Source organism: Sporolactobacillus shoreicorticis (assembly GCF_024125445.1).
Taxonomy (GTDB): Bacteria; Bacillota; Bacilli; order Bacillales; family Sporolactobacillaceae; genus Sporolactobacillus; species Sporolactobacillus shoreicorticis.
Genome location: NZ_JAMXWM010000011.1, coordinates 25,562 through 40,384 on the forward strand (window position 1 = coordinate 25,562; position 14,823 = coordinate 40,384).

Here is a 14,823-nt window from a genome sequence, read left to right on the forward strand (position 1 = left end):
AAAGAGAAGCGAGGACTGCTGCTTCTCTTTTTATTATTTGTAGAAGTAACGATTAAGAATTACTTGAAATTGTTTTAACCTTAGTAATCATGATTTTTCGAATCTGATGGGCTTCCATTTGCTTCACTTCAAAAGTGACTTGATCATAATTAAGGGTAGAGCCAACTTTGACATTGGGGTCCTCAGCAAGGATCCATCCGCCAATTGTATCAATTCCTTCTTCTTCAATGTCGATTTGGAACTGCCGGTTCACATGGGAGATCAGCAGTTTGCCGTCTACAAGCGCCTGATCAGGATTAATGCGCTTAATTAATGGCTCCTCGCCTTCGTCATACTCATCACGAATCTCTCCGACAATTTCTTCCAGAATATCTTCAACCGTGACAAGGCCTGACGTGCCGCCATATTCGTCGGTCAGAATGGCCATATGGATGCTTTCCTTCTGCATCCGTTCAAAAAGTGTACGGATCGGCGTGGTCTCAAGTACGGAAAGTATCGGGCGAATATAGTTCTCCATTGGCTGAAGATCTTTATTCAGTACATCAGTGAACATATCCTTAATATTTATCATGCCTACAACATGGTCTTTATCCTCTTCTACAAGCGGAAAACGGGTGAACTTCTCATTGTGCAGAGTTTGAAGCGACTCCTCGAAAGGATCCTCTTTGTAGATGCAGATGATTTCGGTTCGCGGCACCATAATTTCTCGAGCGGTTCGTTCATCGAAATCAAAAATGCGGGTCATGTAACGCAGTTCACCTTGAGTGATTTCCCCATTTTTAAAGCTGTCTGCAAGCGTCAGTCTCAATTCACCCTCAGTTAGTGCGCTGTCGTGCTGATCCTCGGGTTTGACGCCGAGCAGACGGATGACTCCGTTTGACAATGTGTTCAGCAGCCAGACAAACGGAAAGAGTAAGCGGTGTATCCAGATCAGAGGATAGGCAATGTTCAATGTGATTTGTTCTGCTTTTTGAATCGCGATTCCTTTCGGGGCCAATTCACCGAGAATCACACTGGCAAACGTGATAAGGAAAAAGCCGGTCAGCACGGAAAGGGTATGGATTAATGCATTATTCAGTCCAAACCACTTAAAGACAGGGTTGAAGAGATGGGCAACTGCCGGTTCTCCAATCCAGCCGAGAATGAGCGCGGTAACCGAAATGCCTAGCTGGGTTGTTGACAGATAGGCATTCAGCTCTCCTACAATTTTCTTTGATGCAATAGCACGCTTGTTGCCAAGCTTAATTAATTCATCCAAGCGGGTTGAACGGATTTTAACAATAGCAAATTCTGCGGCTACGAAAAAAGCAGTTAATAAAATTAAAAAAATGACGATTAATAAACCGATGGTATCGTCCAAATGAGCCCTGAGTATTGCTGTGAACACTCAGGTGTCACCTCCAAATAGATAATCAAGTTATACTTTTTTTATTATACACGAAAAATGGACTTCTTTGTACGGAGAAACACAATCTTTGTAAGTGGTTACTTGATGAATCGAAAAATGCCCGGCGGTTGGATACCGTCGGGCATTCCCATGATCAGTTAATCAGCAAACAAATGCAGCGCCAACAATAATTAACAGGATGAACAATACAACGATGAGCGCGAACCCGCTGCCGCAGGATACGCCACCTACAGGATAAGAAGGGTAGCCGCCACCGCAGCCGCAGCCTTCACTAGCACCACCATATGGAGCATTTGACGGATATCCGCCGAAACCAAAGTTGCCCATTCAAGTCACTCCTTTATCACGAGATATGATATTCTATGTTGACCGAGGGTATTTGGCGATGAAAATAACGCCCAATCCTTGAATCTATACGAATGCCTACTTCGTGCTTGAATTCGTTGCTGCACAAGATTTCATTGTCGACAGCTTGACAAGAGCGCAGGATTCCCCCAATCTTGTGATTGAGTATGTTGTCATTTGGAGGCATGATTGATGGGAAAAATGGATGAACAAATAATTGTTGTAGGAAGATCTGATTTATTCGGAGTGGGAGACAGCAGTCTTGTTTTTCAAGGAACGGAGCAGTCAGATCTATCGGTTGCCACGTTAAAGAAAAGAATGTCCGATCACTTTTTGGTTATGCGGCGAGGCGATGCGGAAGAGAACCCGTCATACAAGCAGCCTATTCCATATGCAGTGTTGAAGAAAGGCGAACGCTACTTTACATACAAGCGTCTAGGCGGAGGCGGAGAAAAACGGCTTTACGGGAAATTATCGATCGGTGTCGGAGGACATATGAATGAAGTCAAGGGTGAAATTGACTTTCAGCAAGTCCTTGCTCGTAATTTAGATCGAGAAATCAATGAGGAATTAATTGTACAGGATGCAGAAACTGCAGACATGAAAACAATTGGATTAATTAATGATGATACATCCGAAGTCGGCAGAGTACACATCGGCGTTCTTGTCATCATTGATTTGCCGAATGGTGCTCGTGTTGATGTTCGTGAAAAGGACAAATTGGAAGGAAGCTGGAATACACTTGATGAGTTAAGAAAGCCTGATGTTTATAATCGTATGGAAAGCTGGTCCGGCTTTGCAATTGATGTATTGTCCCATGTATGAGCGGCGAACGAACAATAATTAATTATATGAAAAGATTTTCATTTTGCTTTTGGAAGTCGCGTGCAGCGCTATACTAAAATGGCAATGACCGACAAATAACGGTTTGCAAATGCATAGGAATGACGATGCTAAACGGTATGATTGCCAAAAAGACAGGCGGATATTTATGAACGAAGAACCACTACTCAGTATTATTGTTCCTTGTTTCAACGAGGAAGAGGTTCTGCCTGAGACAATGAAGGTGTTGACTGGAATCCTCGATTCTTTGTCTGAAACCGGCACGATCAGCCGGAGAAGCTTTATTCTTTTTGTCGATGATGGCAGTTCGGACAAAACTTGGCAGCTTGTAAGTGAACGTGCTCAAACCGTTTCATCCATTCAAGGATTAAGGCTGAGCAGAAACTTTGGACATCAGAATGCGCTTATCGCGGGTATTGAAACGGTGAATGAAGCAGCGGATTGTGTCATCACTATTGATGCCGACTTGCAGGATGATGCCCGGGCGATTCCTGCGTTTATTCGCAAGTATCAAGAGGGATTTGATGTTGTCTACGGAGTAAGAAAACGGCGTGATCAGGATACATTCTTCAAGAAGAATTCGGCACGTATTTTTTATCGACTTATGGCTAAGATGGGGGTTAACCTGGTTCCGGATCATGCGGATTTTCGCCTGCTCAGCCGGCGATCAGTGCAGGAATTCATGCGCTACCAGGAAGAGAACCTATTCATTCGAGGCATTATTCCTCTACTTAGCTTCAAATCAGCCAAAGTATATTATGACCGTCAGAAACGATATGCGGGTGAATCAAAGTATCCGTTGAAGAAAATGCTGGCATTTGCAGTTGATGGGATCACTTCATTCACCATCGTGCCTATTAAATTAGTTATGAATATCGGTTTTCTTTTTGTATTGATTGGAGGCGTGATCGGCGTTTATGCATTGATTAATTGGTTTCTGGATCATACAATTAGCGGCTGGACGTCACTGATTTTGTCGATTTGGATGATCGGCGGCATGCAGCTTATTGCAGTTGGCGTCATCGGGGAATATATTGGCAAGATTTTCACGGAAACAAAAAAGAGACCTCGGTATACTATAGAGATCAATACGCTGAACGATAAAAATTAAAAGAAAAGGATACGTTTCATGAGCACTCAGAACAGTGATCAGTACATGAGTCAGAAAATAAAAAAAGAGAATATAAAGTGGAAGTGGATCAAGCAGGGATTTGTTTTTGGCGCTGTCGGTGTGAGCAACACAGCGGTTGATTTTATTGTGTTTCTTTTACTCACACATTTCTTCTCCATCTTTTACGCCGCTGCACAGATTCTGTCGTATGGCGCCGGCATGCTGAATAGTTATGTTTGGAATTCCAGAATCACTTTTTCGGCATCCGAACGGTCGCTTTCACGACTGATTCGATTTATTGTACTGAATCTTGCCGTACTGGGCATCACTTTGCTGGCTATGCGCAGCATGCTGTTTCTGCCTTTGTACATAAACAAATTAATCAGCACATTCATTGGCTTAAGTGTCAATTTTTTATTAAGCAAATTGTGGGTGTTCAAGGCTTAAATAGATCGCACTCATTGACATTTAGGTACGCAAAATGTAGAATGCTTGTATTCATACGTGCTTTTGATCTAAAGTTTCTGTTAAATTACTGAGACGAGTGTGTTTGACAGGTCATATATCATATAGTCTCTGAATTTTTGATTTGATATACTTCGTTGGGGCAGAATAGATGCGATGCAGACATCTGGGTACTGTGTTGATTGATGAGCTTGCGCACATTGTGATTTTTAAGGAGAGCGGATTGAAATGAAAAGAATTTTAACGTACGGCACTTTTGATTTATTGCACTATGGACATATTAATTTATTAAGACGCGCAAAGGAACTTGGCGATTATCTGATTGTCGGACTCTCGACAGATGAGTTTAATGCGGTGAAACATAAAGAGGCCTACCACAGCTATGAGAACCGAAAATTGATTCTTGAAGCAATTCGTTACGTCGATGAGGTGATTCCTGAAAGAGATTGGGATCAGAAGATTTCCGACGTTCAAGATAATGATGTGGATATCTTCGTAATGGGTGACGACTGGAAGGGGAAATTTGATTTTCTGAAAGATTATTGCGAAGTTGTTTATCTGCCGCGTACGGTCGGTATCTCAACTACAAAGATCAAACATGATTTGTTTTCAGTGAAAAATGGCTAAGGAAGTTCTGATTAACTGCTATCTCGTTTTTTTTAAAGTCCTTTTTACACTGTTTAAAATTTTTACCTTGCGTAGAAAGATTGTTTTTGTCTGTTCTTATACTGACAATGGTCAATTTGTTTATGATGAATTGAGGCGCAGAGGGACTGAAGCAGAAATTGTTTTTTTGTGCCGCGGAAGAACTGCCACGGTTCATTTCGGCAGAACAGGTGAAACGGTTATCCCGTTTGAAAATGCGAATATATGGCAGCTTACGCGTTCAGCATATCATTTGGCAACAGCGAAGCTGGTTGTGGTTGATAATTATTTCGGCTTTCTTTCGGTGGCAGATTTTAAAAAAGGTGTATTATGCATACAGCTTTGGCATGCATGCGGTGCTTTTAAGACGTTCGGTTTAAAAGATCACTCAGTTACCTTCAGGTCTGCGCGTGCACGTGCACGGTTTTCAACCGTATATCGGCACTTTGATAAAATTATTGTCGGTTCCGACGCCATGGAGGCAATTTTCAGGCAGTCCTTCGGTTTAGGTGATGCCCATTTTCTTCACTTGGGGATACCGCGAACCGATCTTTTTTTTGATTTAAAGAAACAGGCGAAGATAAAGAAATCAATGAGTAAGATGAGTTCAGGTAAGAAAATCATCTTATATGCACCGACTTTTAGGGATCAGCCTCTGAAGAAGCTTGGACTCGATTTGACGATGATGGAAGAGAAGCTCAGTAGGGATTATGTGCTGATTCTGCGTCTGCATCCTTCTGATCGGGGGAAAATGATTGATTTCAGTTGGGATCATGAGTTTTTCATTGATGGTTCCCGTTGGGACAGTGTGAATGAGTTATTGCTCGGTACGGATCTCTTAGTAACTGATTATTCATCAATTCCTTTTGAATTTGCCCTGTTGCAAAGACCGATGATTTTTTTCCCATACGATTTGAATGCTTATAAAAAAAACAGGGGACTATGGGGAAACTATGAACAAATGGTTCCAGGTCCTGTTGCACACTCGACTCAGGAAGTGATTCAAATGATTAAGCATGATTCGTTTAATGCACGTCAAATTGCAGCTTTTTCTGAGAAATGGAATTGTTATTCGACAGGTCAGTCCAGCAGTCGAGTGGTTGATTATTTTATTGCTTATTTAAACAAGCAAGGGGATAACGGTCACATCGACTACGAACAATAAAAACACGTGAATAGTAAAAGTGAATGGATAGATCCTACTACATCTAGGAGGAGCAGGGGAAATGATCAGTGAGCAAGCCGAAAAACAGATAAAAAAACTAATAAAACCGCGAATTTTACGTTTTGAGGCGAGTACGGGAGAATGGAACGTCACGATTCGTTTCAATTCAATGGCAGATGAAACGTACATAAAACGCATGGAAATACACGTATGTGATCGTTTTGGCGATGCTGCGTTTACATTTCCTGTTCATTCCGTCACAAAGGACGAAAACGATTATTGGGTTGCACAAATCAAAATCAAACTTCAGGCCATTCAAGATCGCTTGTTTGAACGCGATTATTGGGATTTTTTCATATCGGTACCTGTTGACCAATCATTATTAGATCAAGTTTATTCGGATTTGGATGAAGCCCAAACTGAGGAGATGGAACGTGTTGATCAAAATGAACTCGAAGAAGGTTTTCGCCTGACTGTTCGTTTGCGCGCGCTGCGGCCGCTGCAACCGCTTGATTTGTTTAGTCTCTATAATGAAGAACAAGACAAAATGCTCATTCCGTTTTATACGAAAAGAAAATGTCTTTCATTGCGTGTTGAAGAAGTTCACGTGATGGCCCGAATTGATCGTGCTGAAATCAGCAGAACGTATATGCTTACTCTCGAGGGCCATGTTGTTTTCCCATTTTCTGATGTGCTTTCTCGACCTGATATCCAAAAGAAAGTCATGCTTGTAAACAGTGAAGAGGAAGTCATTGCAGAATGGCGAGCTGAGAATGTTGAACGTCCGGATTTAACGGAAGCTGCCGCATCTTTAAATCGAAATTATGATTGGGCGGGCTTCTCTCTTGCCATTGATCTTAAACCGATTGCCATGCAGTTTGCTGATATCGAAGAACCTGCATATTTTTATTTCAGGCTGGAGCTGACTCACAAGAAGAATGGAATGCTGTATTCGGAACGTCCGGTACGAATTCTTGCCAGATATAAAGTGATCACCGGCCGCCATATTATTAAATTGAATGGTTTGAAGAAGAGTCTGATTGTAAAGCGAAATCGCAATCACAGCCTCGTTTTCCGCATCGCACCATACACAATAGCTGGTGCATTTAAAGGAAAAGTGAGACGCGGTTTGAATCGTGTTAAAAGAAGCAAAGTATTTACCTCCATCTATCATCGAACATTTCAAGTCCTTTCCCATCTGCCGATGAAAAAGAACTTAGTGATGTTTGAGAGCTTTTTCGGTCGCCAGTATAGCTGCAATCCGCGCGCGATCTATGAGTATATGCGTGAGCATTGTCCGGAATATCAATTGATCTGGAGTGCCAATGCAAAATATACGGAGCTTTTTGAACAGCATCAGTTACCTTACGTCAAACGTTTTTCATGGAAATGGCTCATGTTCATGACTCGAGCCACTTATTGGGTGACAAATGTGCGGCTGCCACTTTGGATGTCGAAACCGAAACATACGATTTATCTCCAGACATGGCATGGAACACCATTAAAACGGTTAGCTCTGGATATGGACGAAGTGCATATGCCGGGAACCAATACCGAGAAATACAAACGAAATTTTCTTGCAGAATCTGCTCGGTGGGATTATTTAATATCACCGAACCGGTATTCATCGGAAATTTTTGCTCGCGCATTCGGCTTTGAGAACACAATGATTGAATCTGGTTATCCACGTAATGATTTTCTGTATCAGAAGAATAATCGAGAGGCAATGGATGCAATTAAGGATCGAATCGGTTTGCCGAAAGATAAGAAAGTTATTTTATACGCACCGACATGGCGTGATAACCAGTTCTATGGCAAAGGCCGTTACCGTTTTGAATTGGATCTGGATTTAAGACGCATGCAGAAGGAGCTTGGAAATGATTTCATCATCATTATGCGCATGCACTACTTGATTGCCGATCATCTCGATTTGTCCGAATATGAAGGATTCGCTTTTGATTATTCGCACTATGAGGATATCAGTGAGCTTTACATGATCGCTGATCTCTTGATTACAGACTATTCATCTGTTTTCTTCGATTACGCGAATTTGAAACGGCCAATGATTTTCTTCACCTATGATATTGCCGATTATCGTGATCACTTGCGTGGGTTTTATTTTGAATTTGAAAAGAAAGCCCCGGGACCGATTGTACTGACGACTGAAGAAGTGATTCAAGCGATACAAAAGATTGCAGCCTCAGAATTTGCAGTTTCGGATCGATTTGACGCATTCTTTGAAAAGTTCTGCTCGCTTGAGAGCGGTCACTCTTCGGAGAAAGTAGTGCAAACGGTTTTTAAATAAGAGATTGTTTATTTTAATAGCAATAAACATTGGTAAAGAAGCTGCCTCAAAGTCTGAAAAATGACAGAGGCAGCTTCTTCTTGATAATTAGCAGTAGCGATCAATTTTACAAGTGTAAAAAAAATGTCATAATATTAGGCAATTTTTATCTTAAAATGCGCTTACAAATTTGGAATGGTGGTATAGTATAAGTGTAGTGAGTTAATGAGTTTGGGAAGGTTGGTGGTGACTATGTATAAGATTCTCGTTCCTGTTGATGGTTCAGAGCCGGCAAACCGTGCTGTAAATGAGGCTGTTTCGATCGCTTCGGGAAAGAAGGATGCCGAGATCACATTACTTTATGTGAGCCCATCTCCAGTCTATTTTCCTTTCTATTCCATGGTAGGTCCGTCATTGGACGCGGATGTCAAAGAGGTTGAAGAAAGAGAAGGGAATCAGATGCTTGATGACACCATAAAAAAAGCGTCAAAGGGTACATCTGTTACTTTCCGCAAAAAACATCTTTACGGAATTGCGGCGCAAGAAATTTGTGACTATGCAAATGATACAAAAAAAGATTTAATTATTATGGGAAATAGAGGAATGGGCGCTTTTGGACAGATGATTTTAGGAAGTGTCAGCAATAAAGTGCTTCAGCTCGCCCAATGTCCGGTTATGATCGTCAAATAATCAAATTTTACTGATTTTGTAAAAGCCTTTGCAGGGGTAACCTTGCAAGGGTTTTTTAACAAGTAAAGAATTAAGTATATGATTTTCGACAAAGTAAAAGGTGTAAAACAGACAGTGAGATGAGATATATACGAAGCACTTTGTTGACCGCGAAACATGAAAGAGGCAGGTACTACTGGCCTGCTTGAGGTGACATCCGGATCGCCCTGTATGCAATACGAAAGCCACCGCATGCAGAGCCAACCAAACCAGGCCATCTGAGACTTCGCGACGGCGGCTTCACCTGCGCCAAAGGATTGCCAAAACCACTTTTTCTAATATTTTTTTTCGTTATACTTGAAAGTCAAAGAAGGTCAGATTATAATATAGTCATAAGGTCAAAAAAGGTCAGAAAAATACAGAGCCAAATTGACATTAAATCAAACTGAAGGAGGTTTGATCTTATGCTTTGTGATGAATGTAAATTAAATCAAGCAGTTGTTGAAATGAATGTGATGATTAACGGACAGCAAAAACATCTTCATCTTTGTGAGGAGTGTTATGCAAAAATGAGAAATAATTTTAATATGCCATCCTTCTTTAATCAAAGCGGTGGGTCAGCATTTGATGATTTATTCCGCAGTCTCATTCAGCCATCGATGGCTTCCGGTGAAAATAGAGCTCAGGAAAATGGATTAAACTTTGACGGTATGAATGGAAAGACAACAGGAGGCGGTGGTGGCCGCCGTGGCGGATTTCTTGATCAGGTGGGACGAAATCTGACTGAGGCCGCCAGGCAGGGAAAAGTTGATCCGGTCATCGGTCGTGAGCGCGAAGTACAATTAGTCATTGAAACGCTAAACAGAAGAAATAAAAATAATCCGGTTCTTATCGGGGAGCCCGGTGTTGGTAAGACAGCGATCGCTGAAGGACTCGCTTTAAAGATTACCGAAGGGAAAGTACCCGCAAAGCTGGCAAATAAAGAAATTTATTTGATTGATGTTGCTTCTTTAGTTGCGGGTACAGGAATCAGAGGTCAATTTGAACAGAGAATGAAACAGCTGATGTCTGAAATTGTAAAGCGCAAGAACTGCATTGTCTTCATCGACGAGGTACACTTACTCGTTGGAGCCGGTTCTGCAGAAGGCGGATCGATGGATGCCGGAAATATCTTGAAACCGGCACTTGCTCGCGGCGAGCTGCAAATTATCGGCGCGACGACTTTGAATGAATACCGTAAGATTGAAAAAGACGCAGCATTGGAACGCCGTTTTCAGCCGGTTATTGTCAATGAACCGACTCAGGAACAGACCATTCAAATCTTAAAAGGCATTCAATCGAAGTATGAAAAGTATCATCATGTTCGGTATACGGATGAAGCAATCAAGGCATGCGTGGCACTGTCGGCACGATACATCCAGGATCGGTTCCTCCCTGACAAAGCCATTGACTTAATGGATGAATCGGGATCTAAGGTTAATTTGAATCTTACTCCCGTAGATACAGAGAGTGTTAAGAAGAAAATTGAAGAGATTTCTGCGGCTAAGGCAGAAGCGACAAAAAATGAGCAATTTGAAACGGCTGCACGTCTTCGTGATCAGGAACATGCTTATCAGAAACAGTTGGAGCAGCTGGAGAAAATCAAAGCCAATGGCTCTGAACTGCCGGTTACCGGTAAAGATGCGGTTGTTGACGATGAACTGATTCAGCAAATTGTTGAGACACGTACAGGTATTCCAGTTCGTAAATTGCAGGCTGATGAGCAGAATAAAATGCGCAATCTGGCTGATCGTCTTAATGCTAAAGTAATCGGTCAAGACGAAGCCGTACAAAAAGTGTCGCGCGCGATTCGCCGCAATCGTACGGGATTTCGCAAAACAACACGCCCAATTGGTTCGTTCTTGTTTGTCGGACCAACCGGTGTTGGTAAAACTGAACTTGCCAAAACACTTGCTGAAGAAATGTTTGGCGAACGTGATTCGATGATCCGTTTGGACATGAGTGAATATATGGAAAAGCATTCGGTGTCCCGCTTGATCGGAGCACCTCCGGGCTATGTAGGACATGACGAAGCCGGACAGCTTACTGAGAAAGTCCGTCGCAAACCATACAGCATTATTTTGCTTGACGAGATTGAAAAGGCACATCCAGACGTGATGCATCTCTTCCTGCAAATCTTGGATGATGGCCGCCTGACAGACAGCCAGGGAAGAACGGTAAGCTTCAAAGATACGGTTATTATCATGACCAGCAACGCCGGAATTAAGAATAAATCCGCATCGGTCGGATTTGGTACAACAAGCAGTCGTGAAGATATGATCAAGCAGCTAGAAGACTATTTCCAGCCTGAATTTTTGAACCGTTTGGATGGAATTGTCAAATTCAATGCATTGAAAAAAGAAGATCTGCTTTCCATTGTCGATCTTATGTTAGGTGACATCCGCGTGGCAGCCTCTGAACAGGGCATTGAACTGAGTGTTACAGATGCTGCAAAGAAGAAATTAGCAGAACTCGGTTACAATCCGGAATTCGGTGCGCGTCCATTACGCCGAGTTCTTGAAGAAAAGGTCGAAGATCAAATATCCGATCTGTTGATTGATCATGGTGACGCGAAAAAAATGAATGTTGACGAGGTTGACGGAGAAATCAAAGTCACGGTTGCATAAATCATAAATAAATCGGAGAAGAAGTACTTAGTACTTGCCTTGCAAGTGCTTTTTTCTTTTTATCAGAGTACTGCGGCTTCAAGAATTTATACAGGGCGCAACTGAGAAAAATCAGTCAGTGCTCTGTTTTTAGATTTGACAGGAATCGAAAAAAGTGGCAGAATGACAATACATTATATAGTGAAAAACGATGACAGGAATAAGTAGCGGTCGAAACAGCTTTTAAGAGAGCGGGCGGTCTGGTGCGAGCCTTGCAGCAAGCGACGCAGCGAATTACCTCCTTGAGTATCTTCTGTGAACATTTAGTTGATCAGTAGCAGAAGACGGCTGCAGCCGTTAATGTTAATTAAGTGACTGTTTTTCATCAGTTAACGAGGATGGTACCGTGCGATCAGCGCTCCTTTTTGAGGAGCGTTTTTTATTTTTTAAGCATGAAGGAATTCAATTTAATCAAGAAAGGTTGAACGAATGATGGATATTATTGATGATTTGAAGTACCGAGGGCTGATTAATCAGGTATCGGATGAAGCAGCATTGCGCGAGGCACTGAAGAGACCGCTGACCTTTTATTGCGGTTTTGATCCGACCGCAAACAGCCTGCATGCGGGAAATTTACTTGTCATTGTGATCATGATGCGTCTGCAGAAAGCTGGTCATCATCCAATTGCTCTTGTCGGCGGTGGTACAGGTATGATTGGCGATCCGAGCGGCCGTTCGACGGAACGTCAATTGAATACGAAAGAGGTCGTGGACAGCTATGCGGAAAGCTTAAAGAATCAATTGAATCGTTTTCTTCACTTTGACGAAGGAAATGCAACATTTGTTAATAACGCCGAATGGCTTAATTCACTGTCAACGATTGAATTTTTACGGGATGTCGGCAAATATTTCACACTTAATTACATGTTGTCTAAAGATTCGGTTCAGACAAGGCTTGAGGCCGGTATTTCGTTTACCGAATTTTCATATATGCTGCTGCAATCTTTTGATTACCTCAATCTTTATGAGAAAAGGCATTGCCGTATGCAGGTCGGAGGCAGTGATCAATGGGGCAACATCACTGCCGGATTGGAGTTAATCAGGAAGCGCGGTCATGAAGAACAGGCATTTGCGATGACCTTCCCTCTGATCACGAAGAGCGATGGTACTAAATTCGGGAAATCAATGGGCGGTGCGATATGGCTGGATCCTGAGCGAACAACCCCGTATGAATGGTACCAATTCTGGTTTAATGCGTCGGATGATGACGTTGTTAATTTCCTGAAATACTTTACGTTTTTAACGAAAGATGAAATTGAGGCATTAGCTAAAGAGGTTAAGGAACACCCGGAGGAACGAAAGGCACAGAAAACGCTTGCGAAAGAAATGACGATTCTGGTACATGGCGAACAAGCATTAAAGCAGGCGGAACATATTTCAACGGCTTTGTTCAGCGGCGATGTTGCTCAGCTCAGCGGAGAAGAAATCAAACAGGGTTTTAAAGATGTGCCTACATTTAATGCAGCGTCGAAAGTGTCTATCAAACTGCTTGATTTACTCGTTGAAGCCGATGTCGTATCGTCGAAACGTCAAGCACGTGAAGACATTTCTAATGGGGCAATCTATATTAACGGAGCGCGCCGTACAGATTTGAATGCACTGGTGACGCAGGATGATCGAATTGACCATGAATATGTCATCGTCCGCCGGGGCAAGAAAAAGTATACGTTAATACAATTCTAATCTATCCTGTGCCATACAAAATAAATTTAAATATTAAGATCGAGATTGTATCCCATGGTATACTAGATGTAGTTGATACATGCTTTACAGTTGTAGGTATACAGCTGCCAATTCAGCTTATGCAGTTAGGGAGGGCTATACTAATGTCTTCAGAAAATGAGAAGTGTTCATGCAGCGGTACCAGCGTTAAAGAGTTAGTGCTTGGTGGAATTATTGGCGGTGCCATTGGCGCCTCCATTGCGTTGCTGTTTGCTCCAAAATCCGGGGTTGAGATGCGCAGAGATCTTTCTGTAAAGGAATTTGTGGACAGCGGTGTTGAGAAAGTAAAACAAGTGGCAACGAGCCTGCTTCATAAAGATGATGAGCCATTCAGCTGAGTCGGAATCACTGATAAAAGAGCTTTTCATGCAAAGGATATAAATCCGCATGAAAAGCTCTTTTTAAACATTTTAGCTGGAGGATCTTTGTCAGCGCGTAAATCTGTTGTTTGACTTTTCTTTTACACAGTATGTTGTTTTGGAAGGAAGTTCTAAACAGTTTAACTGGCCACCGAAAACACAACCGCCATCAATGCCAATTATATTGTTCTTTCCAAAAAAAACATCACTTGTTTCATGAAGATTCATAGTTGGGGTATGTCCGAAAATAACGGTCTTATCTCCCTGATAACCTTCAAAGAACGGTGTGCGAATCCATAAAAAGGTTGCTTCATCAGTATCCTTCAACTCTTTTTCAGGATCGACTCCTGCGTGAACAAAAAAGTAATGTTCTGTTTCTGCATAAACATTTAAGCGCTGAATCCATTCCAAATCGTCCTGAAGCTCATCAGGCAAAGACAGCGTTCCATTTTGAACGTCCTTGTAGACATTCTTGATGGATAAGCCATAACTTGATAAGGTTTGTGCACCGCCGTTTGCAGCCCAATGAGAAACAGCTTCTGTGTTTTGTCCGATCAGTGCTTTTTCCATCATGTCTTCATGATTGCCTTTCAAAGTTATTGCGCCTGTTTTTTCAAGGGCACGTGCTTTTTTAATTACCTCTTTTGGATTTTGTCCGCGATCAACATAGTCGCCTAATAAGAAGAGCAAATCCTCCTCTGATTGATAGTTAATTTTATCAAGTAACGCATTGAACGCATTGATTTGTCCATGCATATCGCTGATTACAAGCAAGCGTTTGACAGTCTGCAAACCAATAACCTCTCTTTCTATAACTATCATAGACAACTTACAAATGATTATGCAAGTATCGATAGACGACTACAGAGAACTAGATCAGGCTACCAATAAAAAGAAATACAAACTCATTTTATCGATCATTCAATACTTTTAAGAAATAAGTTGCGCTAAAAGATTATGTTTTTCGTCACCTTTATTGCCTCAGTGGTGACAGGCTTAGGCTTTTCGCACTTTTTGGCTTGTCAAAAGGATCGTCTGTTTGATGAAACGGAGTGAATCTTGCTTTCACTTCTAAAAATTCATCAAACAGGCAGCAAATGAT

Annotated in this window: 13 protein-coding genes and 1 other annotated feature; of the genes, 10 read left to right on the plus strand and 3 right to left on the minus strand. The window is 41.9% G+C overall.

All coding sequences use genetic code 11. The annotated features are described in order from the left end of the window. Positions 1–52 precede the first annotated feature (52 nt). Both NIE88_RS10565 and NIE88_RS22415 read right to left on the minus strand, forming a co-directional pair. Positions 53–1,387, minus strand: coding sequence for a hemolysin family protein (locus NIE88_RS10565; RefSeq protein WP_253061956.1), 1,335 nt, complete (start codon positions 1,385–1,387; stop codon positions 53–55). A 162-nt stretch (positions 1,388–1,549) separates the two neighbouring features. After that, positions 1,550–1,735 (minus strand): YjcZ family sporulation protein, encoded by a 186-nt coding sequence (locus NIE88_RS22415; protein WP_290446420.1) that lies wholly within the window; start codon positions 1,733–1,735, stop codon positions 1,550–1,552. A 210-nt stretch (positions 1,736–1,945) separates the two neighbouring features. Here NIE88_RS22415 and NIE88_RS10575 point away from each other — a divergent pair, with 210 nt between their 5' ends. The 10 genes from NIE88_RS10575 to NIE88_RS10620 all read left to right on the plus strand — a co-directional run bounded on the left by NIE88_RS10575 (position 1,946) and on the right by NIE88_RS10620 (position 13,700). Further along, positions 1,946–2,578 (plus strand): hypothetical protein, encoded by a 633-nt coding sequence (locus tag NIE88_RS10575; protein ID WP_253061958.1) that lies wholly within the window; start codon positions 1,946–1,948, stop codon positions 2,576–2,578. A 166-nt stretch (positions 2,579–2,744) separates the two neighbouring features. Continuing rightward, a complete protein-coding gene (locus tag NIE88_RS10580; protein ID WP_253061960.1) occupies positions 2,745–3,707 on the plus strand; it encodes a glycosyltransferase family 2 protein in 963 nt (320 codons plus the stop codon). An 18-nt stretch (positions 3,708–3,725) separates the two neighbouring features. Beyond that, complete coding sequence (locus NIE88_RS10585; protein WP_253061962.1) at positions 3,726–4,154, plus strand: GtrA family protein; 429 nt, start codon at positions 3,726–3,728, stop codon at positions 4,152–4,154. A 246-nt stretch (positions 4,155–4,400) separates the two neighbouring features. Continuing rightward, positions 4,401–4,799, plus strand: coding sequence for a glycerol-3-phosphate cytidylyltransferase (gene tagD / locus NIE88_RS10590; RefSeq protein ID WP_253061964.1), 399 nt, complete (start codon positions 4,401–4,403; stop codon positions 4,797–4,799). Further along, positions 4,792–5,982 (plus strand): CDP-glycerol glycerophosphotransferase family protein, encoded by a 1,191-nt coding sequence (locus NIE88_RS10595; RefSeq protein WP_253061966.1) that lies wholly within the window; start codon positions 4,792–4,794, stop codon positions 5,980–5,982. Before tagD ends, NIE88_RS10595 begins: the two co-directional genes overlap by 8 nt. A gap of 61 nt (positions 5,983–6,043) precedes the next feature. After that, complete coding sequence (locus NIE88_RS22420) at positions 6,044–8,287, plus strand: CDP-glycerol glycerophosphotransferase family protein (RefSeq protein ID WP_290446421.1); 2,244 nt, start codon at positions 6,044–6,046, stop codon at positions 8,285–8,287. Between the two features lie 231 nt (positions 8,288–8,518). Further along, entirely contained in the window at positions 8,519–8,956 is a 438-nt protein-coding gene (locus NIE88_RS10605) for a universal stress protein (RefSeq protein WP_253062116.1), read from the plus strand. Positions 8,957–9,399: 443 nt separating this feature from the next. Beyond that, positions 9,400–11,601, plus strand: a complete 2,202-nt coding sequence (locus tag NIE88_RS10610; protein ID WP_253061968.1) for an ATP-dependent Clp protease ATP-binding subunit — start codon at positions 9,400–9,402, stop codon at positions 11,599–11,601. Between the two features lie 181 nt (positions 11,602–11,782). After that, positions 11,783–12,006 (plus strand) — a binding site (T-box leader). Positions 12,007–12,072: 66 nt separating this feature from the next. Next, a complete protein-coding gene (gene tyrS / locus NIE88_RS10615; protein WP_253061970.1) occupies positions 12,073–13,323 on the plus strand; it encodes a tyrosine--tRNA ligase in 1,251 nt (416 codons plus the stop codon). Between the two features lie 143 nt (positions 13,324–13,466). Then, the gene (locus NIE88_RS10620; RefSeq protein ID WP_253061972.1) at positions 13,467–13,700 is read left to right on the plus strand and encodes a YtxH domain-containing protein; all 234 of its coding nucleotides are present in this window, start codon (positions 13,467–13,469) and stop codon (positions 13,698–13,700) included. Between the two features lie 90 nt (positions 13,701–13,790). Here the strand turns inward: NIE88_RS10620 and NIE88_RS10625 are convergent, their stop codons facing one another. Beyond that, positions 13,791–14,513, minus strand: coding sequence for a metallophosphoesterase family protein (locus NIE88_RS10625; protein WP_290446422.1), 723 nt, complete (start codon positions 14,511–14,513; stop codon positions 13,791–13,793). Between the last annotated feature and the right edge of the window lie 310 nt (positions 14,514–14,823).